Source organism: Paenibacillus pinistramenti (genome assembly GCF_005869875.1).
Classification (GTDB): Bacteria; Bacillota; Bacilli; order Paenibacillales; family Paenibacillaceae; genus Fontibacillus; species Fontibacillus pinistramenti.
The window spans coordinates 614,530-636,180 of sequence record NZ_VAWG01000001.1 but is presented as its reverse complement, the minus strand read 5'-3'; the positions used below and the strand labels follow the sequence as shown (position 1 = coordinate 636,180).

The 21,651-nt window shown below is 51.3% G+C and carries 15 protein-coding genes and 1 CRISPR repeat array; of the genes, 8 read left to right on the top strand and 7 right to left on the bottom strand.

Annotated elements, in window-relative coordinates; translation table 11 throughout:
• The first annotated feature begins 59 nt into the window (after positions 1-59).
• Entirely contained in the window at positions 60-806 is a 747-nt protein-coding gene (locus tag FCN15_RS02795; RefSeq protein ID WP_138493390.1) for a DedA family protein, read from the top strand.
• Between the two features lie 222 nt (positions 807-1,028).
• Here FCN15_RS02795 and bcp read toward each other — a convergent pair whose 3' ends face one another.
• Positions 1,029-1,526: a thioredoxin-dependent thiol peroxidase gene (bcp, locus tag FCN15_RS02790; RefSeq protein WP_138493389.1), complete on the bottom strand. Its 498-nt coding sequence runs from the start codon at positions 1,524-1,526 to the stop codon at positions 1,029-1,031.
• A 140-nt stretch (positions 1,527-1,666) separates the two neighbouring features.
• Here bcp and FCN15_RS02785 point away from each other — a divergent pair, with 140 nt between their 5' ends.
• Both FCN15_RS02785 and FCN15_RS02780 read left to right on the top strand, forming a co-directional pair.
• Positions 1,667-2,737 (top strand): LCP family protein, encoded by a 1,071-nt coding sequence (locus FCN15_RS02785; RefSeq protein WP_138493388.1) that lies wholly within the window; start codon positions 1,667-1,669, stop codon positions 2,735-2,737.
• 125 nt (positions 2,738-2,862) lie between these two features.
• Positions 2,863-4,188: a glutamate-1-semialdehyde 2,1-aminomutase gene (locus tag FCN15_RS02780; protein ID WP_138493387.1), complete on the top strand. Its 1,326-nt coding sequence runs from the start codon at positions 2,863-2,865 to the stop codon at positions 4,186-4,188.
• 104 nt (positions 4,189-4,292) lie between these two features.
• On the opposite strand, the gene FCN15_RS02775 is transcribed toward FCN15_RS02780, so the two are convergent.
• Positions 4,293-4,652, bottom strand: coding sequence for a MerR family transcriptional regulator (locus FCN15_RS02775; protein WP_138493386.1), 360 nt, complete (start codon positions 4,650-4,652; stop codon positions 4,293-4,295).
• 102 nt (positions 4,653-4,754) lie between these two features.
• Between FCN15_RS02775 and FCN15_RS02770 the strand changes: the two genes are divergently transcribed.
• Positions 4,755-5,465 (top strand): SDR family NAD(P)-dependent oxidoreductase, encoded by a 711-nt coding sequence (locus tag FCN15_RS02770; protein WP_138493385.1) that lies wholly within the window; start codon positions 4,755-4,757, stop codon positions 5,463-5,465.
• 111 nt (positions 5,466-5,576) lie between these two features.
• On the opposite strand, the gene FCN15_RS02765 is transcribed toward FCN15_RS02770, so the two are convergent.
• From FCN15_RS02765 to FCN15_RS02745, 5 genes are all read right to left on the bottom strand, one after another.
• Positions 5,577-6,833 (bottom strand): stalk domain-containing protein, encoded by a 1,257-nt coding sequence (locus FCN15_RS02765; protein WP_138493384.1) that lies wholly within the window; start codon positions 6,831-6,833, stop codon positions 5,577-5,579.
• A 257-nt stretch (positions 6,834-7,090) separates the two neighbouring features.
• Positions 7,091-7,429 (bottom strand): hypothetical protein, encoded by a 339-nt coding sequence (locus FCN15_RS02760; RefSeq protein ID WP_238996474.1) that lies wholly within the window; start codon positions 7,427-7,429, stop codon positions 7,091-7,093.
• A gap of 60 nt (positions 7,430-7,489) precedes the next feature.
• Positions 7,490-8,350: an inositol monophosphatase family protein gene (locus tag FCN15_RS02755; RefSeq protein ID WP_138493383.1), complete on the bottom strand. Its 861-nt coding sequence runs from the start codon at positions 8,348-8,350 to the stop codon at positions 7,490-7,492.
• Between the two features lie 542 nt (positions 8,351-8,892).
• Positions 8,893-9,392: direct repeats of the CRISPR family, unit length 32 nt; unit sequence ATTTCAATCCACGCACTCACGTAGAGTGCGAC.
• 226 nt (positions 9,393-9,618) lie between these two features.
• Positions 9,619-10,959: a metallophosphoesterase gene (locus tag FCN15_RS02750; RefSeq protein ID WP_138493382.1), complete on the bottom strand. Its 1,341-nt coding sequence runs from the start codon at positions 10,957-10,959 to the stop codon at positions 9,619-9,621.
• Positions 10,960-11,194: 235 nt separating this feature from the next.
• The gene (locus FCN15_RS02745) at positions 11,195-12,070 is read right to left on the bottom strand and encodes an AraC family transcriptional regulator (protein WP_138493381.1); all 876 of its coding nucleotides are present in this window, start codon (positions 12,068-12,070) and stop codon (positions 11,195-11,197) included.
• A gap of 198 nt (positions 12,071-12,268) precedes the next feature.
• Here FCN15_RS02745 and FCN15_RS02740 point away from each other — a divergent pair, with 198 nt between their 5' ends.
• The 4 genes from FCN15_RS02740 to FCN15_RS02725 all read left to right on the top strand — a co-directional run bounded on the left by FCN15_RS02740 (position 12,269) and on the right by FCN15_RS02725 (position 21,625).
• On the top strand, positions 12,269-15,598 hold the full coding sequence (locus FCN15_RS02740) for a DUF5107 domain-containing protein (RefSeq protein WP_238996473.1): 3,330 nt from the start codon (positions 12,269-12,271) through the stop codon (positions 15,596-15,598).
• Positions 15,599-15,611: 13 nt separating this feature from the next.
• On the top strand, positions 15,612-17,969 hold the full coding sequence (locus tag FCN15_RS02735; RefSeq protein WP_138493380.1) for a beta-galactosidase: 2,358 nt from the start codon (positions 15,612-15,614) through the stop codon (positions 17,967-17,969).
• A gap of 246 nt (positions 17,970-18,215) precedes the next feature.
• Positions 18,216-19,814, top strand: a complete 1,599-nt coding sequence (locus FCN15_RS02730; protein WP_138493379.1) for a helix-turn-helix domain-containing protein — start codon at positions 18,216-18,218, stop codon at positions 19,812-19,814.
• A gap of 11 nt (positions 19,815-19,825) precedes the next feature.
• Positions 19,826-21,625 carry a sensor histidine kinase gene (locus FCN15_RS02725; RefSeq protein ID WP_238996472.1) on the top strand — a complete coding sequence of 600 codons (1,800 nt, stop codon included), beginning with the start codon at positions 19,826-19,828 and terminating at the stop codon, positions 21,623-21,625.
• Positions 21,626-21,651 lie beyond the last annotated feature (26 nt).

Genomic DNA, 21,651 nt, shown 5'->3' with positions numbered 1-21,651 from the left:
GGAGCGCCCGGATAAAATAGACTAGCCTTCGGAGGATATCTGGAGAGTGAGCAATAATCATGAATATTGTGCATGACTTAGAGGTTTTATTTCGGGAACACGGCTATTTCGTTATCTGGATCGGACTGCTGCTGGAGTTTATTGCGCTGCCCTTTCCCGGAGAAACCACGATGGCTTATGCCGGGTTCATCGCTTATAAAGGGCTGCTGGACTGGAAGCTGCTGATTCTGTTTTCCTTTCTCGGCACTGCCATGGGCATCACGATTACCTACTGGATCGGCCGCAAAGCCGGCCTGCCTTTCTTCCGCAGGTTTGGAAAATGGTTCTTCCTCCCGCCCCATAAGCTGGAGAAGACCAGCGTCTGGTTTAATAAATACGGCTCCGGCCTGATCTTTATCGGGTACTTCATTCCCGGAGTCCGGCATTTTACCGGGTATTTTGCAGGATCGATCGCGCTGCCGTTCCGCAAATTTATGCTGTACGCCTATTCGGGCGCACTAGTCTGGGCGGCTCTGTTCGTCAGCATCGGCAAAGTCTTCGGCCCGCAGTGGAAATACATGTTCGAGCTGGCTGCCCACTATTCCGCCATTGCGTCTGCCGTCATCCTGCTGGCCATTGTGCTCATCGTCCTGTACCGCTGCCGCCGCTCGCTGCGCAGCATGTACAAAGCGCGCTTTTCGCCGGCTAAGCCGCAGGAGGAGGTTCAGGTGCAGGTTTCAGGCAGCTCCGCCAAAGAGGAGGAGGGCGGTCCTTTCGCTTCCAGCTCCAAGGATTCCCCTGCCCCGGAGCGGACCACAAATTCTTAAAGAAGCAAATTCATAAGAAGCAAATTCACGTCCTCCCTGCCGGAATGCCTGAATGAAATTTGAATATAGTTAAGGATAACTTTGAAAAAAAATAGACCGGGAAACCGCACTGCTGCGGCCCCGGTCTGCTAGAATTGCCGGGCAGAAATGCCGGGCAGAAATAGATTAAGCTTTTCCCGCTGGACGGGTTATACTGGTCAGGTTATACGGGCCGGGTTAGTGTTAATGCCCCGCTTCGGCAAGCTGCTTGGCGGCCTCCAGCACCTCTTCGGCGTGATTCTTCACCTTAACCTTGCGCCACTCGCGCACCAGCCTGCCCTCCCTGTCGATCAGGAAGGTGGAACGCACAATCCCTTCATACTCGCGGCCGTACATCTTCTTCAGCTGCCAGACGCCAAACAGCCGGCAGACCTCGTGATCCTCATCCGACAGCAGCGGAAAAGGCAGCTCATGCTTCGCGGCAAAGCGGCTGTGCGCTTTGAGAGGATCGCCGCTGATCCCGAGCAGTACAGCGCCATGACGGGCATAATAAGCGGCCCGGTCCCGGAAGTCGCACGCCTCCTGCGTGCAGGCAGGCGTTTGGTCCTTCGGATAGAAATAGAGGACAACCGCCTGCCCTCGATAATCGCTAAGCGATATATTCCCGCCCGTACTCGACGGAAGCGTAAAATCCGGAACGATCTGCCCCGGCTGCAGTTCATGTAGTTCTTGTTCAGCCATGCCTGTCCCTCCAAAGGTTTCCCATTTTTGAAAAAAGCGAAAATTGATTGTATTTCCAAAAGAAATTATAATGTAAAGATATGAAGAAACGCCACGATTGGAGCGGTAATTCCGATCTTTTTGCAGAAAGGACGAACATAATGACAAAGAGAACAAAACGGATCACCCTTTGGTCCGTCATAGGGGTACTAGCCGTGATCGTGGCTTTTGCCGCCTATTATTTTTTCGCGATTTACAGGCAGGTTGACAACTTCAGCAAGGAAGGCGAAGATTCGCCCTTCTATCAAGTCCAGCCCAGCCATACCAAAGCCGATGAACCGCCGAAATGGGAAGGCACAGAGCGGGTTAACATTCTGCTTATGGGCGTTGATGCACGCGGCCTGCAGAAAGGCGAAGTACCGCGTTCCGACTCCATGCTGGTTGCATCCATCGACCCGGTGACCAAAACTGGCTCTCTATTCTCAATTATGCGTGATACTTATGTGGATATCCCGGACCACGGCAAAGACCGGATTAATACCGCCATCACCCATGGCCCAGACATCGCGATGAAAACCGTGTCCGATCTGCTCGGAATTCCGATTCAATATTATGTTTATACGGATTTTCAGGGCTTTATTGCGCTGGTTGACGCTGTCGGCGGCATTGATTTTAATGTGGAAAAAGACATGCACTACACCAGCGCCGCCGACGATCATCAATATGACATTGATCTGAAGGCAGGCATGCAGCATCTGGACGGCACAACAGCACTCGAATACGTCCGCTTCCGCCATGATGCGATGTCCGACTTCGCGCGGACCCAGCGCCAGCGCAATTTCCTGGCTGCAGTGGCCGACAAATTGAAGAACACCACCTCCATCATGAATCTGCCGACCATCCTCGATAAGGTTAACCCTTATGTGGATACCAACCTGTCCGTGACTGACATGTGGAAGCTGGCTTCCGTCGGTTACAAAACACAGATGACGTCCAGTGAGCAGATTCCTCCGATGGATCTTCTTGAAGAGGAAAAAGTAGGCGGAGCCTCCGTACTCGGCGTGAAAGACGAAGACGAGCTGAAGCAGTATGTGCAGGACGCCCTGAACAAGGAAGCGTCACCTTCGGCAAGTCCGGATGCCAGCGCTTCAGCTGACGGAGCCTCTGACTCCGGCTCTGACTCTAATTCCGGAACCGACGATGCGGAGGCTGCTCCGACGCCGTCCCCGTGACACGCAAATAACACACGAATCTGCATATTCAGATGAAACTGCATATTAAGGTATAATAGAGAACAGCGGCGGGAGGAACACTCCCCCGCTGTTGTCGCTTTACATAGTAAACAAGAGAGGAAGTTATGAACTTGAACACGCACACCAATCGTCCTAATTCGGAGCGGCTTTATGAAGAAGCCCTCAAACATATTGTAGGCGGCGTCAACAGCCCCTCCCGTTCTTTCAAAGCCGTTGGAGGCGGCGCGCCCGTATTCATGAAGAAAGCAAGCGGAGCCCACTTCTGGGATGTGGACGACAACCGCTATATCGACTACCTGGCCGCTTACGGCCCGATTATTACCGGACATGCCCACCCGCATATTACGGAAGCTATTGCGGCAGCCGCAGCGAACGGCACGCTCTACGGCACTCCGACCGAGCTTGAAATCAAGCTGGCCAAAATGCTGAAGGAAGCTATTCCTTCGATGGACAAGGTTCGTTTCGTCAACTCCGGCACTGAAGCCGTCATGACAACGATCCGCGTCGCCCGCGCCTATACGAAGCGCAATAAGATCATTAAATTCGCCGGCTGCTACCACGGCCATTCCGATCTGGTGCTCGTTGCCGCTGGCTCCGGCCCTTCCACCCTTGGCATTCCGGACAGCGCCGGCATCCCGGCCAGCATTGCTCAAGAAGTTATTACCGTGCCGTTTAACGATGCTGAGGCGTTGAAAGCGGCTCTGGACAAGTGGGGAAGCGACGTAGCCGCCGTTATGGTCGAGCCGATTGTCGGCAATTTCGGCATGGTCATGCCAAAGCCCGGCTTCCTCGAAGACCTGTGCAGACTGGCCCGCGAATACGGCGCGCTTGTCATTTATGACGAGGTCATCACCGCTTTCCGCTTCCATTACGGCTCCGCCCAAACCTTTGCCGGTCTCAGCAATCATGAAGCTATTCAGCCGGATTTAACGGCGCTTGGCAAAATCATCGGCGGCGGGCTGCCAATCGGCGCCTATGGCGGCAGCAAGGAGGTCATGGAGCAGGTGGCACCGCTCGGCCCGGCTTATCAGGCCGGAACGATGGCCGGCAACCCGGCGTCCATCTCTGCGGGCATCGCCTGCCTGGAGGTCCTGCAGGGCGAGGGCGTATATGACGAAATGAACCGCCTGGCGACCCGGTTGACCGAAGGTCTCGCTACGTCTGCAGCGCAGTACGGCATTCCGCTGACGATCAACCAGATCCGCGGCTCCTTCTCCACTCATTTCTGCGGTCATCCGGTGACCAACTACGATGAGGCGCAGGATACGGACAGCGAAGCCTTTGCGGCCTTCTTCCGCCACATGCTGAACCAGGGCGTTAACTTGGCCCCTTCGAAGTACGAGGCCTGGTTCCTGACTACGGCGCATACGGATGAAGACATTGATGCGACGCTGACTGCGGCGCATGAGGCGTTCAGACGGATGAAATAACAAGAAACGGCAGGTTCGCCTCTTCCCCTTCTAAGGGTTGAGAGGTGAGCCTGCCGTATTTTTTTACAGATCGCCTATTTACAGATCGCCTATTTACAGATCGCCTAATAATTTTCGCCGCGGTAATACCGTTCCAGCTTATGCTCCAGGTGAACCAGCTGCGCTTTCTTCTGTTCAATATCTTCCAGCAGCTTCTGCTTCTGTTCCTGAATCAGCCGGATTCGCTCCGGCAGCGTCGCGGTCCCTTCCTGGACCTTGTCATGATAGTTCTTGATGTCCTCCACGCTCATCCCGGTCTCCCGGAGGCATTTGATAAAGATAAGCCAGTTCAGCTGATCTTCCGTATATAGGCGGTTATTCTGCCCGCTCCGGGCAGCCGGCTCCAGAAGCCCTTTCCGTTCATAGAACCGGATCGCCCCTATGTTTAGTCCCACCTCTTTAGCCGCTTGTCCGATCGTTAACATGTTTGTCCTCACTTTTAGAAAATTAAGGTTTGACCTACACTAAGTGTAGCATAGTAACCTGTAATCGTCAGAAGAAACCACTATAACGAAAGAGGGATTGGAATGAAGAAGACCGCATTTGTAACCGGAGCGAATAAAGGCATTGGATTTGAGATCGCCAAACAGCTTGGCGAAGCCGGCTGGAAAGTGATTCTGGGCGCCCGCAGCGCCGAACGGGGGGAAGCAGCCGTTTCTGAGCTGGCAGCCATGGGGCTGGAGGCAGCATTTTTGCAGATTGATATGACCGATTTGAACAGCATTGAACAAGCCGCGGACACGATCAAGCGGGACTTCCCGGACCTGCAGCTGCTGATTAATAACGCCGGTATGCCGGGCGCATTTTCCCGTTCTTTTACCGAAACCAAAGAGGAAGATCTGCGCAGCGCGTTTGAAGTCAATTTCTTCGGGACCTTCCGGCTGAACCAGCGTTTGTTCCCGTTGATCAAACAGAATGAGGGCACCGTTGTGAATGTATCTACGGACATGGCTTCCCTTAACCATATGCAAAATGCCGCCTCTACCCTAAACGCGTTCGACTACAATTCCTCCAAGACGGCGAACAATGCCATGACGCTTTCGATGGCTTATGAAGTCAGAAACAGCGGCGCTCAAGTGTTTGCCGTAACCCCCGGCTTCACGACTACGGATTTAAACGGGAACGCCCCTGGCGGGAAAACCAAGGAAGCCGGAGCGGCTATCATTGTAGGCTACGCGACCGACGGAAAGCGCCGCAACGGCGAATTTTTGGACGAGAACGGAATATTTGCCTGGTAATCTGCAAGCGGCCGGCGGCCGGCCGCCGGACATTAAAAACCTCTTACCGGATGGATGGGCCATCCCCGGTAAGAGGCTTTTTGTCGGAAATATACGCTATAGGATTGCTGATTACAGATTAATAAATGCGGTCTTCAAATGAGAGCTGTACTGCACGTCAAAGCCCAAACCGGATGCCAGAAGAGCCAGCGGCACATACGTTTTGGAGTTGGTCCCCACTTTATTCAGGAACGCCGGAGCCGAAGTGGCTACCTTGGTGCCGTTCACTTGGATGGTGGTTGAACCTACCGGAATCGTGACTGTGCGTCCGGACAGCGTGACGGTTACGGTGCTGGTTTTGCTGTTCCATTTGGACACCGCATGCGTTGCCTGAACGATGTCGCCGATCGCGACGAAGGTTTGGCCGTTCTTGACGATCGGCTTATTGGACGAGCTCCACTCCTGCCCGCCGATCACGATGGAAATCGACTCTTTGCCTAGTGCGGCCTGCGTCTGGCGGTATTCACCCCAAATGACATTGGAAAATACCTTGGCCATCTCTTCATATCCAAGCTGCTGCGGATGAATATCGCCCTCCAAAATGTGCGTGTAGCTCAGCTCATGGCCCACAAATGCTTCCGCAACGTGCGCCGCTTTAACTGGTCCGGCAGCCGTATTCGTTTGGCTCACTACAGCATCCACCGCTGCAGTATACAAGGCCGCCGCCTTCTCCAGCTTCTCGTAATTCGCCTGCGAAGCTATCGCCGGAACGGGCTGATACTGGTCAGCCAAGACGATCAGTGCGCTTGGATTCAGCTGGCGCAATGCGGTGATGGACTGGGTAACATTGCTCGAATAGCTGTCCAGAATGGTCTTCACTTTGTCCTGCAGGTCGCTGTCCGAGAGGGTAGCTGCCTCCTCAAGCAAAGGCTTAATGTCGTTGCCGCCAATGGTAATGGTGATTAGATCGGCTGCCTTTATATCCGTTTGGGCCTGAGAAATACCTGCCGCAAACTGATCAATTCTGGGATCTGCCACGCCTGGCTGTATCGTGTCCGCAGTGACAGAAGCTCCCGCCTCAATGGCTGCTGTGTAATTAGCCAAGCCCGTGCTGGTCAGGCCCAGAATGCCGTCGTTCACCAGCTGTGTCCGTCCATGGAACAGGGCCTGTTCTTTCAATCGGTCGACATACCCGTAAGGAACCGGATTGGTTTGCGCGGCCATAGCCGGCTCATACCCGGCTGTCACCGAATCCCCCAGTGCAACGATGTTATAAACTTCCCCTGAACTGCCTGCCGCAAATGCCTGCGCAGGTACGGCCAGGACAGCTGCGAGCAGCAGTCCGGCGGCTGTTTTTCCGGCAGCGCGTTTCAACTTTATTCCTCTCATCCCGTCTTCTTCTCTCCCTTTAATTTGGATTCATACATTGAATTTAAAAACACGGCGTGTCTTTATCTTCCAGTGAGTGTATTCTACTTGCCGCGTTCCTTTTAAGTCAATAAATATTAATTTGAGGGAAATACCGCGCTTACAGGCTATGGGAGAATGAACAGCAAAAAAAAGAACCCCCGATTGCTCGGAGGTTCGTGAACATTTCAGAAGGTTCCCGGGACAAGATCGCTGACTGCCGCCCGCTGGCGCGCCGCTTAACGGTTCTCATCCGTGTTCTGGCCATCCGGCCGCTTAGTGCCTGACGGGTTCACGTATTTATCATTCACATATTTATCATTCACGTATTTATCATTCACGTATTTATCATTCACGTATTTATCATATCGGCCGTCAATTTCCTTGGCCATGCTGCGATATTTGAGCGTTTCCTCCACAACCGGGTCAAACGTGGTTTGAATGCGGACCTCATATTTGGGGGACAACCGTCTGCGCCCTTCTTCCTGGCGGTCAGCTTCGGCTCCATCCTCCATTACCCCTTCGGTCAGAAGCTCCGACAGCTTCTCTTCCAGTTCCTTGTCCTTCTCGCCGTTCATCGAAAAAGCCTCCTTACATCTAAATAATGAAAGGTTAGGATACTCGAAACACACATTACATTAAAGACCTGTCGCTTCCGATCTCGACAGCGATTCCAGCAGCTCCTGATGGATCAGGCCATTGGTAGCAGCCAAATGTCTGGTCTGCAGCGTGTACGTGCCGCCTTTGGTATCGGTGACTTTACCGCCTGATTCCGTAACCAGCAGCACACCGGCTGCAATGTCCCATGCGTTCAGACCCACCTCGTAATAGCCGGACAGCCGCCCGGCCGCTACGTAGGCCAGCTGCAGCGCCGCTGAACCAAACGTTCTCAGGCTTCTTGTCTCCGTTGCCAAAGCTGCAATCCCCTTCATGTTGAGCGGCAGCGCGAAGCTCCGATCCGGATTATATCCGACGGCCATCAGGCTGTCCGACAATGCCGCTTCCTTGGAAACCGCCATCAGCTTGCCATGCACGTACGCGCCTTTGCCTTTCTCGGCCACAAACATTTCATCATGCATCGGGTCATAGATAATGCCGACTGTCAATTCCCCTTTAACCGCCAGAGCGATCGAGACGCAAAAATACGGATTGCCATGCACAAAATTCGTAGTCCCGTCAATCGGATCGACGATCCACAAATAATCGGAATCCGCATACCCGGCAACCGCCTTGGCAGAAGCCTCAGCGCCCGGTTCAACGCTCTCCTCGCCCAAAAAATCGTGATCCGGAAAATGCGTCTGAATCAGCTTGCGGATCATAATTTCAGCGCCCTTGTCTACCTCGGTTACAAGGTCCTGCGGAGATGTTTTGGTATCCAGCTGTTTATAAATGCCCACGCGGCTCTTAATCCATTCACCGGCTTTAGCTGCCGCATTGATGGCAACTGCGGTATAGGTTTTGCTGCCCACAACATAGGCGGGTTTCTTCTTGTCTTCCAATCTTGATCCCTCTACTTTCTATACCATTCTGCTTAATCGCTTCTGTAAAAATACGTATGGCGGGGAATAAAGTTGCACCATTTTTCCAAAAAAAGGCTTACAGTATTTCGAGAACTACTTACATCCAAACATATCTTTATGGCTTCATCAATCACTAGAGCTGTTTAATATCAAAAAAATTGAGCTTTGAAGGCGCAGCTTTTGTATAAGGTTATATCATGACCAACTTTAACACAAGCCAAGCATGCAGATCTCAGTATTTATGTAAAAAGTCATAAAATTGTCGCACTCCATGTGGAGTGCGACGCCTGGTTGAGTATGACGTTAGGCACCTTAGGGCATTTCAATCCACGTACTCCATGCGGAGTGCGACATTTGACTTCAACAGTGCCAGACTATTTTTCCGATTTCAATCCACGCACTCCATGCGGAGTGCGACATAGACTTGTAACCATTGGGGAATCTCCTTTCGTATTTCAATCCACGCACTCCATGCGGAGTGCGACACGGTACACTGTCCGAGCTGCGTGCTTGGGCGGCAGATTTCAATCCACGCACTCACGTAGAGTGCGACTTTTCCAAATGGGATTCTTTACGGTAAACCACAATATTTCAATCCACGCACTCACGTAGAGTGCGACGCTGAAAATAATGGCCGTATCCATCATCACATTAATTTCAATCCACGCACTCACGTAGAGTGCGACCCGGGGTAACCGCCAGCCGAATCATCGGCGGCATATTTCAATCCACGCACTCACGTAGAGTGCGACACAAGGTCACCTCATTTCACACATCGCTGTTTACTGCAATTTCAATCCACGCACTCACGTAGAGTGCGACCGCATGGCACTGGGATAAGCAAGGGGAGAAAAAATTTCAATCCACGCACTCACGTAGAGTGCGACAGCAAGCTTTGCTTATCGTGTTCCTGCTAACCTTAATTTCAATCCACGCACTCACGTAGAGTGCGACAGGCTTATATCGACCCCACGCAGGACGGCATGGGAATTTCAATCCACGCACTCACGTAGAGTGCGACAGCGAAAATGCCCCGCATTCATCTTAGAAACAGAAGAGTTAGAGACATATTCATTATCTATCATAAGGAATTAGCATCGAATAATCTAGGATTTACGCCTAAAAGGGTTGTTTCTCGTATTTTTCGACAAGATTTGAGGTGCGAATACCCCGGGGAATTTATGTGAGCTTCTCATTCGCACCAAGCTGGCCGCGTTTGAAGCGTGATGTATTTATTGCCTTAACTGTTATCTCGCGGCTCCGCTGGACAGATTCACTGTGAGTGAATTGTTTCCTGTCGTTTTGCTCCCCATGCTGAGGACGTAATTTTTTATAAATTGCGGCTCCGCGTTTTGCCATAACTGCATGCCTGCTGATTTAAGCACTCCGGGATCCACCGTATCCATGGTGCCTGCAAAGTAATGGAGGTTGAGCTCCGCCATGACCGCGGCCATTTGCTCTTGCTCTGTTTCTGTATAACCCTGTCCTTCTAGCGCTTTGATTGCTTTTGTGTAGGAGGCGTTTCGGAAAAAATCTTTCGCATACGCTGCAAAGCCCAGCAGATCCGGATTGGTTTGATTTGTTGCCTCTGCCCAGGAGGCCACGTCAATCGGCTGGGTATGGTACGAGAGTGATGCGGTTTCTGTAGAATACTCCAGAACCCCGAATTGATGGGGGTAAACCTCAAAGGCGCTTGTCGCGATATCTGAGACATGATCCTTTGTTTGAATGTCCTGAATGTGGATGTGCCCGGACAATACGAGATGAATATTCGATTGCTCCAATACGTTCAATGTCTCTCCGTTATTATTTAGCGTGAAATCGCTGCTCGAAAAATCACTGTGATCAAACAGATTATGATGCATGACCGCGATGATCTTTGCGCCATTCGATTTTGAAAGTTCACCGATATGCTGAACCCACGCAAGTGTCGAAGAAGCCAGCTCTCCGTCGGTTTGCGGGTACCCTAAAGCTTGATTATTGCTGTATTGGCTCGTATCGAGCATGAGTAACCATAAGTCTTTGGTTAGTTTAATTACATAACTTAAGGAGGCGTTGTCGGTTTCGAAGGCCTCGCTGTAACCAAAGGGAGCATAGTTGGTCGAGAACTCTTCCGGTGTGACGGACGCGGCCTTATATTGCTGATCACCGCGAAAGTTTCTTGCCCAAGGGTTGGAAATATCGTGATTACCAGGAATAACGTAGACAGGAATGCCGGAATCTTCAATACTCTTTAACTTATCCTTCAGCCAGCGGTGGCTTTCTTTCTCGCCGTTATTCGTCAAATCGCCGCTGATAACAACTGCGTCCGGATGGTCCCGGATAACTTGAGCCACCCAGGCGTTCATCAAAGCATCCGAATATTGAAGCAGCTTAGAATCTCCGCTATGGATGTAGGTTTGGAATGCGGCTCCGTTATCGTGCAAAGAGGGGGCCAGCAGATGCAGGTCTGTGGCGACATAGAGCTTTAGATGAGCTGGTGAAGGTTCGTCTTCAGTAAGTGTAGTTCGAGGCGAAGGGACTGAGGCCTTAGCGCAGGACACGAGCAGAAACAGTAACAGAATCAGAGGCAGGGCCCTTAGTCGCATCTTAATAACTCCTTATAATGGTATCCGGATTTGCGCGGCAAAGACATATCTTTGGAAAAAGCATTCCTATTTTATTAGGACGGGAAGAAGGTGACAGCGATATTTTTCACTTGGCAGAGCATAATTGTTTCCGCTGGTGGTTCCGCTGTTTTTCTTTAATGCTTCTAAATAAAATTGCCTCATCTGGTTCTGGTTCCGTCCCGATAGGAGCGGCGTTTGCAAGGCTGACCTCCCCTCAGCCCTTAAGCTTGTTCCGGTAGTCGGTAGGCGACATCCCGATGATTTTGTGAAACAGCCGTGAAAAATAATAGGGATCCTTGAAGCCAAGCGAATGGCAGACCTCCTTCACGCTGAGCGTTGTCAGATCCAGAAGCTGGCCTGCTCGCCGCATTTTCAGACGAAGGTAATAGTCCACCGGGGCAAAACCAACCTCGGATTTGAAGAGATGATTGAGATGCTGCTTTGAGATTTGGGTATACTGGGCGATTTCATCCAAAGTCAGGGTCTGCTCCAGTCTCAGGTTCATGAGGTGGATGGCCTTGTGGATGTATTGCATCTGGCGGTCCTCTTCTGCCCGATCGACTAAAAGTCCCAGTGAACTGATGGCATAAGCGGCCGTTTGCATGGCTAGAATCTGTCGTGAAACGGAATACTCACCGGTTGAGAGCAAGTCAAAGCATTGATGGAATAAGGCGATAAACTTCTCGGAATCTTGCGGTGAAAGGGTCAGCGGGCCTGGACGGCCTCCGAGCAAGGCGGCATAACTTCCGGCCTGTTCTCCATTGAAATGAAACCAGTAAATCGTCCATGGTGCCGCACTTTCTGCCCAATAGGAATGTGGGGTGTCGGCTGGAATAACGATAAGCTGACGGCTGCCCAGCACATGCTGAACCCCGTCTATGGAGACACGGCCCTCACCCTCCGCGCAATAGATCAGAATGAAGGTTTCACTGCCGTCCGGGCGTTCTCGGTAATGATAATGGGCCTTGGGGAAAAAGCCGATGTCCGTTACATAAAACAGCCTGGTAATCGGATGGGCAGCAACCTGTTCGAGCAAATAGGCGGGCAGAACAAGGATTTTCTCCGCATCGAAGCCATCCTTTTTTCTCATAAGCAAATAATCCTCCTCCTAAATCCGGCAGTCAAGAAAGTAAAGCCAATATAATCTTGAATCAAATATAATCCTGAATTTAATATAATCCCGAATCCGAAAATAGTCCATGATGATCCGAACTTCGTGGATTGTGGCCGTATCCCCGTTCCTGTAAGGTTGAAGCAGAAGTTAAACAATTGCAAAGGAGGGACTGCATTGACCCAAACAATCTCGCGAACAAGGATCTGGGAAGAAGCGGTAACGATTCCGACATACGCCGCAGGCGAACCTAATAAAAATCCGATGTTTCTCGAAAAACGCGTATACCAGGGCAGCTCCGGCAAGGTATACCCTCACCCTGTCATTGACAAGATTGAGGACAGCAGGAAGCCGGTTTCCTATCAGATGGTCTTCCTGGAGAACGACTATCTTCATCTTGAAATCATGCCGGAGCTGGGCGGCCGGATTTATCGCGCGGTAGACCGAACTAATAACTATGACTTTGTTTATTACAACAGGGTCATCAAACCGGCGCTCGTCGGGCTTGCCGGACCCTGGATTTCAGGCGGTATTGAATTTAACTGGCCTCAGCATCACAGACCCAACACCTTCGGTCCGGTGGAATACCGTCTGGAGGAGAAGGAGGACGGCAGTGCAACCGTGTGGGTCAGCGAAATCGACCGGATGTATGGAACAAAGGTGACCGCCGGCTTCACGCTGTATCCGGATAAAGCTTATCTGGAAATTTCAGCCCAGCTGTATAACCGTACCCCGGAGCCGCAAACCTTCCTCTGGTGGGCGAATCCGGCCGTAGCGGTTAACGATCATACGCAGTCGGTTTTTCCGCCGGATGTAACTGCGGTCTTTGATCATGGCAAGCGGGATGTCTCGCGTTTTCCGATTGCAATCGGAACCTACTATAAAGTGGATTACTCCTCCGGCGTTGATATCTCCCGGTACAAGAACATCCCGGTGCCGACCTCCTATATGGCTTACAAATCGGATTATGATTTTGTCGGCGGTTACGACCATTCGGTGCAAGCCGGACTTCTGCATGTAGCGAACCATCATATTTCGCCCGGCAAGAAACAGTGGACCTGGGGCAATGGAGATTTCGGACAGGCCTGGGATCGTAATTTGACAGATGAGGACGGCCCCTACATCGAGCTGATGACCGGTGTCTTTACAGACAACCAGCCGGATTTTACCTGGCTTCAGCCGTATGAGGAGAAGACTTTTATCCAATACTTCATGCCTTATAAGAATATCGGAATCGTTAAAAATGCAACCGCCGAGGCGGCCGTCAATCTTGAGGTAAGCGAAGAGCAGGGCACCGCAAAGGTTTGCGCGTATGCCACCTCAATCTATAAAGATGCGCAGGTAGAGCTGTCTGGTCCTAAAGGAATCCTATTCTCCCGCAGGCTGGATTTGTCACCGTCACAAACGCTGGAAGCCGAAGTCACCCTCCCGGAGGACGTTCTTGAGCATGAGCTGCAATTAACCGTTAAAGATGCGAAGGGCCGGCTGCTAGTGGCCTATGCTCCAAAGCTTAAACCGATTGAACCGGTGCCCGATGCAGCCAAACCGCTGCTTGAGCCGTCCGAGCTGGTCACCAATGAAGAGCTGTATTTGGCAGGTCTGCATCTGGAGCAGTACCGGCACGCCACGTTTGATCCAGAGCCGTATTATCTCGAGGGCCTCAAGCGGGATGAGGGGGACAGCCGGATCAACACGGCTTACGGCGTTCTGCTGCTGCGGAGGGGATTGTTCGCGGAGAGCGAGCGGCATTTCCGGAGGGCAGTCAAGCGGATCACATGGCGGAATCCAAATCCGTATGACGGGGAGGCGTATTATCAGCTTGGCCTCAGCTTAAAGCTTCAAGGACGCTTGGAGGAAGCGTTCTCTTCCCTGTATAAAGCGGTTTGGAGTGCTGCATGGCAGGACAGCGGGTACTTCAGCTTGGCGCAGATCGCGGCCGAACAGGAAAAATATCAAGAAGCGCTGGAGCTGGTTGAGCGCTCTCTGGTCCGGAATACACGAAATTACAAATCCCGCAGCCTGAAAACAGCACTGCTCCGTAAGCTGGGAAGATTAGCTGAATCCGAGCACTTCGCCAAAGAAACAACAAGTCTGGACGCCGCCGATTTTGGATCCTATTTCGAGCTGTGGCTGCTAAATGAAGCTTTGGGACGGGAATCTGAAACTGCCGAAGCGCTTGGCCAGCTTCAGGCGCTGCTGCGCGATGAGCCAGGAAATTACCTGGCGCTTGCCTCTGATTACGCGGATGCGGGGCTGTATGAAGACGCTGCGAAGGTGCTGCGCCTGCTGAACAGCTCGGCGTATCCCATGATTCACTATTCACTTGGTTATCTGTACAGCAGGCTCGGACAGCAGGATGAAGCGCTCAGCTGTTACAGTGCCGGGGAGCAGCTTAGTCCTGATTACTGCTTCCCGAATACCTTGTTTGAGCTTCAGGTGCTGGAAGAGGCTATAACAGCAAATCCTGGAGATGCCAAAGCGCATTATTATCTAGGCAATCTGCTCTATGACAAGAAGCGCCATCTGGAGGCAGTCCAGCACTGGGAGAAATCACGCAGTATAGATGACAGCTATTCAGTCGTTCACCGGAATTTGGCTTTAGCCTATTATAATAAGCTGGGGGATGCTGCAGCCGCACAGGCTTCACTTGAGAAGGCACTGGCGTGCAGCCCGCACGACGCCCGCGTTCTATTCGAGCTTGATCAGCTGTACAAGAAGATCGGGCTGTCTCCAATCAGCCGGCTGGAGTTTCTGAAAGAACGGGCACCGCTTGCCGCCGAACGCGATGATTTGTACCTGGAATACATCACGCTGCATAATTTGACCGGTGACCATCAGGAGGCTGTCCGTCTCCTGGCTGAGCGGAACTTCCATCCTTGGGAAGGCGGCGAAGGCAAGGTGACAGGCCAATATGTGCTGGCCCATGTCGAATTGGCCAAACAGCAGATTTTTGAAGGGAAATTCAAGATGGCGGAAGAACAGCTTAAGCAGGCCTTGGTTTACCCGCCGAATCTCGGAGAAGGCAAGCTGGCCGGTGCTCAGGAGAATCATATTTACTATTACCTGGGCCTTGCCTGCGAAGGGCAGGGCAGACAGGAAGAGGCGCGGGCCGCTTATCAAGCAGCCTCACGAGGACTGGAGGAACCGGCAAGCGCAATGTTCTATAACGACCAGCCGCCGGAAATGATTTATTACCAAGGGCTTGCCTGGCAGAAGCTGAACCATGAACATGAGGCCAAACGCAGGTTTAACAAGCTGATCGACTATGCGGAGAAGCATTTGTTTGACGATGTGAAAATGGACTATTTTGCCGTCTCGCTTCCGGACTTCCTTGTCTTTGATGAAGATTTGAACAGGAAGAATGTGATTCACTGCCGGTTCATGCGAGGTTTAGGACTGCTTGGACTCGGCAGACAGCAGGAAGCACAGGCCGAGTTCGAAGAGGTGCTGAAGCTGGATTGCAGTCATACAGGCGCATCTATTCATTTACAGCCGACTCAATACTAGGAGGTTTATTCATATGCCGGGCTACTCTATTGATGCCAGCAAGGATCACAAAGTAATTGACTATAACAAGAACTATATGAAGGGCAAAAGCCCTGCCGGAGAAGAAATCAGCTTTACGAACTATTTTATGCAGCGAAATGGCAGCCCCTTCTTCGGCATTTGCGGGGAGTTTCACTTCTCGAGATATGACGAACGAGCCTGGGAGGACGAACTGCTCAAGATGAAAATGGGCGGCATCAACATTGTCTGCACCTATATTTTCTGGAATGTGCATGAAGAGATTCAGGGCGTCTTCGACTGGGAAGGCCGCCGGAATTTAAGACGGTTCATCGAGCTCTGCGGCAAACATGAGCTGTATGTAATCATCCGCATCGGTCCTTTTGATCATGGCGAGATGCGCAATGGCGGCCTGCCGGATTGGCTGTACGGCCGTCCGTTCGAGGTCCGCTCCAATGACGAGGAATATTTGGTCTATGTAGAAGAGCTCTACCGTCAGATCAGCCTTCAGGTCCAGGGGCTGCTGTTCAAGGAGGGCGGACCTGTGATCGGCACGCAGCTGGAAAATGAACACGGCCACTCCGCTGCCCAGTGGGCGCTCACGACCGGAATCAATAACGAGTGGATGACTTCGGGGGAGGATGGGGAAGCCCATCTCTTGAAATTAAAAGAAATCGCGATCAGGGTGGGCATCGACACCCCCATCTACACCTGCACCGGCTGGGGCGGAGCCAACGCTCCCGCTGGTGAGATGCTGCCGCTCTGGGGCGGGTATTCCCAGTGGCCCTGGATCTATTACGAAGTGGACCGGTTTAAAGGGGTTACGGAGCATCCGGCAACGCCTGAGTATATTTTCCGTGACAAACATAATAACGATATTCCGTCGTCCTATAACTTTGAGCCAACGTATACTCCGGAGGATTATCCGTACGCCTGCTGTGAAATGGGCGGAGGCATGACCCCTTTCTACAAGTACCGGTTTGACTTTCCCTACATCAGCGTACCGGCAATGACGGGCATCAAAGTGGCGGAAGGCTGTAATCTGATCGGCTACTACATGTACCACGGGGGTTCCAATCCCAAAGGTAAGAGGGATGTTTTTCTTAATGATTTGGCCACACCAAAAATCTCCTATGATTTTAACGCCTGTATCGGCGAATTTGGCCAGCTGAGAGAGTCGTATCACCGGACGAGGCTGCAGCATTATTTTTTTGAAGCCTATCAAGATTGGTTCTGCCGGACGAAGACGATCCTGCCGGGAGACACATCGCAGATGGATCCTAACGATACCGGGACACTCCGTTATGCAGTCCGGGCAGCTGACGGCTCGGGCCTGCTCTTCCTGAACAACTACCAGGACCATGCGGAAACCCATGACCTCCAAATTGAGGGGGGAGTTACGGTCCAGACGGCAGAGAGGGAGATCCGCTTTCCTGTGAACGGGGATTTACGGCTTGCCAAAGACAGCTATGCCATACTTCCGTACCGGTTCAATCTGGACGGCATTCTGCTGGAGTCCGCAGCGGCACAGCTGATCACCCGGTTGGAAGCGGACGGGGAAGGATACTATTTCTTTGCACGCCCTAAAGGAATGACGGCTGAATATGTATTTGCTGCCTCATCCCTTGCTGAATGGACGGGCGGCCGGACAGAACCGGGCACAGGGATCGGCGGCTTGATTACCATTCTTCCTGCAGACGGAGAGGTAGTTTCGCTGAGAGGCACGGCCGGAGAAACGGTTCATCTGGTCACGCTCTCCGATTCGGAAAGTCTGCAGTTCTGGAAGATTCGAATCAACGGGAGGGAGCATGCAGTTCTGACCTCATCCGCTCTGCTAGTCGATGGGGATTTAATTCGCCTTGAATCGCCTGGCTCTGAGCAGGTGGATCTGCAGATTTTTCCGGATATTGAAAGCTTGTCGATGTGTTCACCCGGAGAGCTCACAGACCGTAATCAGCAAGGCCTATTTACAGCCTACCGTTTCCAGGTTCCCCGTTACACGGGCAGCCTTCAAGTGCAGCATAAGAAGGAGAATCGGGCTGCAATCTTCTTCTCGGGAGACTGCTTCACAGGCATCAAGGAAGTGCTTCTGCAGATCAATTATAAAGGGGATATCGGGAACGCGTTTATCGACGGGGACCTGATTCACGATAATTTTTCAAATAATAAGACCTGGGAGATCGGTTTGAAGGCATTTGAAGAGCGCTTATTGGACAAAGGCATGTATCTCTATATTTCGCCGATCCGAAAAGGGCAGACGGTCAACAGTCAAACCACCATGGCCGGCTGGAGCGAAACGTCATCTGAAAGGATTGCTCAAATGGATGAAATCACTCTGAAACCGGTTTACGAGCTTGTGCTTGCTGTGAAATAAAAATTTTCGAAAGAAAGGTTTCTGAAACGGAAATAAAAATTCAAAGGAAATCGGATCCAGGCACCATGTAATTTACCAGCATAGGAACCCCATGAGAACAAGAACTGAACTCTGTCCCTGCAGGCAGACTCAGTTCTTGTGTGTTTATCCGGATGGTTAGAAATGGAATATCCAAGCTTATCAAAACCCAGTTATTCCTTATAATGGAGAGAAAGAGGAGATGTTCGATAAAGGAGGTCAGGCAGCATGAAAGTATTGATCATTGACGATGAGGAGCGTACCCGTGATTTTCTGAAAGATTTTGTTCCGTGGGACGAACTAGGCATTGACCAGGTGGAGACGGCAAGAAACGGGCAGAACGGCCTCGAAATTGCCAGTGATATGAAACCTGAAATCGTACTGTGTGATGTCAAGATGCCCAAGATGGACGGTATTTCATTTGCCCAAGAGTACCGCAAAATCGCGCCCAAGGCGATCATTATTTTTCTCAGCGGCTATTTAGACAAGGAATACCTGAAATCGGCGATTCACCTTAAGGCACTGACCTATATTGAAAAACCGATTGTCCTGAATGAAGTCCGCCAGGCTATTGAAGATGCCATGCTGCTGTGCAGAGAAGAGGAGCGAATGGAATTGGAAAAGCGCCGTCTGCAGGAGCATGCGGATCGAAGTCTTCCTTTTCTCAGGCAGGAAATGGTCCGGAAGCTTATCCAGCACCCGCAGTCTGCACATATTGAACAGGCTCTTCTAAGCAGGGAAACCTTCTTGCTCCCTTTAAGCGGCCCTTATACAGTGGGAGCAGCTTCCCTGCACTGGAATGCTTCCTTAATTCCACAGGATCCATCCGGTGTACAGGAACGCATGCTGCAGGAGATTAACCTGCTTCCTCCAGAGCAAACAGGCGGAGCCATCTTCGGCTTTGATTCTCAGAATTGGCTCATCTTCATCCTGCCAGGCGACTTTGACGGAACCTACCGCAAGCACAAAGAGGTAATTGATCATCTCGCTGAAGAGCTGCTAAGGCTTGCAGACCCGAACATTCAAATGCACTTCGGAATAGGGGAAACGGCGCATACCCGCAAGGAGCTTCCAGCTTCCTATGAGAAGGCGCTTAAGGCGGGGATTATGCAGTTCTACCGGGAACATCCTTCCCCCTTATTCTATCAGCCAGATATGCAGTTTGGCCTGTTGGAGACAGATTGGGAGGAGGTCCGCCAGCTGCGGGATGAATTACGGCGCGGAGAAATGGCTGCTGTAAGGACACGGATTCAACAGCATACCCGGAAGGCGCTGCTTAGCAGGGACCGCAATACGGCCCGGGTTAAGGATACCTATTTTCAAATTTTATTAGCCATCCTGGAGACGGCCGCGCTGCAGGGGATAACGGAGCAGACCGAAGAAACGGAACGCAGATATATATGGCGCGAAATTGATTCGATTTCATCGTTATCCAGACTGGAGTCTTTCGTTCTCTCGTTCTTGGCTCCGCTGGAAGACCCTCCCGCCCATCAGGCCTGCATGCCTGGAAAAATGAGAGAAATTATTCGATATATTCATTCTCACTTTCACGAAAAGGGCTTCGCCATCAAAACCATCGCAGATCATGTGAACCTCAGCGAAACTTATCTTTGCTCCTATTTCAAAAAACAGCGCGCTCAGACGCTCAAGGAATTCATCAATGAGACAAGGCTGGAGAAAGCCAGGGAGCTGCTGCGCGACCGGGACCTTAAGCTTTATGAAATAGCCGTTAACCTAGGCTTTACGGATGCGAATTATTTTGCCACATTCTTCAAACGGTATGCCGGATGCACGCCTTCTGAATACCGTGAAAGGATCGCGAAATGAACCCTTTCAGATTGAATTTACGCAGATGGAATATTCGCAGCAAGCTGTTCCTCAGCTACTTGGTTGTTACCTGCCTGCCCTTTATTTTGCTTCTGGCCATTCATCTTACCCTTACCCAGCGTGAAAATAAAGCACAGATGATGTTCTCGGTCCACAAGATCTTGGATGAGACCAAATCATACCTGGAATACAAATCCCAGTCGATCACGGAAGTCTTGAATTTTGTGGCCTTTAATGATCTGGTCCAGACTAACGTCAACACAGACGCCTCCGTCTATGCGGATGTCAACCTTTGGGGGACGGATGCCAATAAGCTGGCTAAAGTGCTGAATCAATTCCGAAATAACGAGGATATTTCGACGCTGCAGCTGTACATGAAGGAAGGCCTTGGGAAAGCAGCGGACAGCCCGGACTATCTAAATATGGGCAAGATTGAATCGAGTCTTTGGTTTAAGCAGTTCAGCCAATCTTATTCCGCGAGCGCCTGGCTGCCTTCGTCCGCCATAGATGGGGAGGCCGCTGACCAAGTCCATAATATTACCGTCATCCGCAAAATACCCAACAGTCATAATATCCAGAATTTTGACGGAATTGTCCGGGCACAGATTAAGTCAGAGGCGATGCAGTCTGTTCTTAATCACGCAGTCATTACTCCGCACACTAGAACCGTTTTATTTAACGAACGAATGGACGTGCTGGGAACTTCAGACGAATTCACGATTACGAGCGAAGAATTAAAAGAGCTGCTGAGGGGGCGTACTTCAGAGGACGCTGAAGACATTTACTGGAACGAACAATTGCGCTTTCAGAACCAGCGGGTTGTATTCGGGCTTCAAGCCATTCCGCATACGGACATGACCGTGGCTTTGTTGGTTCCCTACAAAGACATTCTTGCTTCCAGCAACAAAATCCGCAACCGGATTATACTCATCTTCCTGCTGATCGTCCCTCTTGCCCTCATTCTTTCTTATCTGGTAGCAGGGTCGGCGACCCGGCGGCTCAGGCTGCTGATCTCCCAGGTCAGAAAGGCGAAATATGGCCAGTTCCAGATTGAAACGCTTCCGACCAGCGAGGATGAAATCGGGGAGCTGTCCCGGAACTTTAACGGCATGATGACCAATATTTCACAGTTAATGGACGATAAGTACACGCTGGGACAAGAATTAAAGGATAAAGAGCTGAAAGCGCTTCAAGCGCAGATCAATCCGCATTTTCTCTATAACACGCTTAATCTGATCAATGTGATGGCTCTGCACGCAGGTTCCCGCGAAATTTCCAGGGTTGTGGAGGAGCTGGCGGTCTTCTACCGGCTTAGTCTGTCAAACGGTCATGATCTTGTAACTCTGGAAAATGAACTCAAACATGTTGAGGCTTATGTTCAAATTCACAATATGCGGTTTAATGACAGCGTTCGCCTGGATCTCGAGGTCAGCCGGGAAATTCAGTCCTGTATTGTTCCAAAAATCATTCTTCAGCCGATTGTTGAGAATGCAATCGTTCACGGCATTATGGAAACGGAATCCGAGACAGGGACCATCAGCATCCGTGCGAGAACAGAGGGCGGAATGCTGATCATTGAGGTAGAGGACGACGGCGTCGGCATGAGCCAAAGCACACTGAAAAGCTTGTTTGTTGGGCCGATCAAGAAGACCCGGGGAGGCTACGGATTAAGGAATGTGGAGGAACGCATCCGTTTATCGTTTGGAACGCCGTATGGTATGGAATTCAGAAGCGAACCGGGAGAAGGGACTCTGGTGCTGCTGAAGCTTCCGGAGCAGAGAAAGGAGAATGAAGAGGGAGAAGCACCTTAGGAAATCGAAGCAGATCGTAATTTTAA

What these genes read in the sequence shown, in the direction of transcription:
- bcp (WP_138493389.1), bottom strand. Translation starts at nt 1,526, where the DNA reads ATGGCTGAACAAGAACTACATGAACTGCAGCCGGGGCAGATCGTTCCG.
- FCN15_RS02795 (WP_138493390.1), top strand. Translation starts at nt 60, where the DNA reads ATGAATATTGTGCATGACTTAGAGGTTTTATTTCGGGAACACGGCTAT.
- FCN15_RS02750 (WP_138493382.1), bottom strand. Translation starts at nt 10,959, where the DNA reads ATGCGACTAAGGGCCCTGCCTCTGATTCTGTTACTGTTTCTGCTCGTG.
- FCN15_RS02780 (WP_138493387.1), top strand. Translation starts at nt 2,863, where the DNA reads ATGAACTTGAACACGCACACCAATCGTCCTAATTCGGAGCGGCTTTAT.
- FCN15_RS02775 (WP_138493386.1), bottom strand. Translation starts at nt 4,652, where the DNA reads ATGTTAACGATCGGACAAGCGGCTAAAGAGGTGGGACTAAACATAGGG.
- FCN15_RS02730 (WP_138493379.1), top strand. Translation starts at nt 18,216, where the DNA reads ATGAAAGTATTGATCATTGACGATGAGGAGCGTACCCGTGATTTTCTG.
- FCN15_RS02745 (WP_138493381.1), bottom strand. Translation starts at nt 12,070, where the DNA reads ATGAGAAAAAAGGATGGCTTCGATGCGGAGAAAATCCTTGTTCTGCCC.
- FCN15_RS02765 (WP_138493384.1), bottom strand. Translation starts at nt 6,833, where the DNA reads ATGAGAGGAATAAAGTTGAAACGCGCTGCCGGAAAAACAGCCGCCGGA.
- FCN15_RS02770 (WP_138493385.1), top strand. Translation starts at nt 4,755, where the DNA reads ATGAAGAAGACCGCATTTGTAACCGGAGCGAATAAAGGCATTGGATTT.
- FCN15_RS02785 (WP_138493388.1), top strand. Translation starts at nt 1,667, where the DNA reads ATGACAAAGAGAACAAAACGGATCACCCTTTGGTCCGTCATAGGGGTA.
- FCN15_RS02760 (WP_238996474.1), bottom strand. Translation starts at nt 7,429, where the DNA reads ATGAACGGCGAGAAGGACAAGGAACTGGAAGAGAAGCTGTCGGAGCTT.
- FCN15_RS02735 (WP_138493380.1), top strand. Translation starts at nt 15,612, where the DNA reads ATGCCGGGCTACTCTATTGATGCCAGCAAGGATCACAAAGTAATTGAC.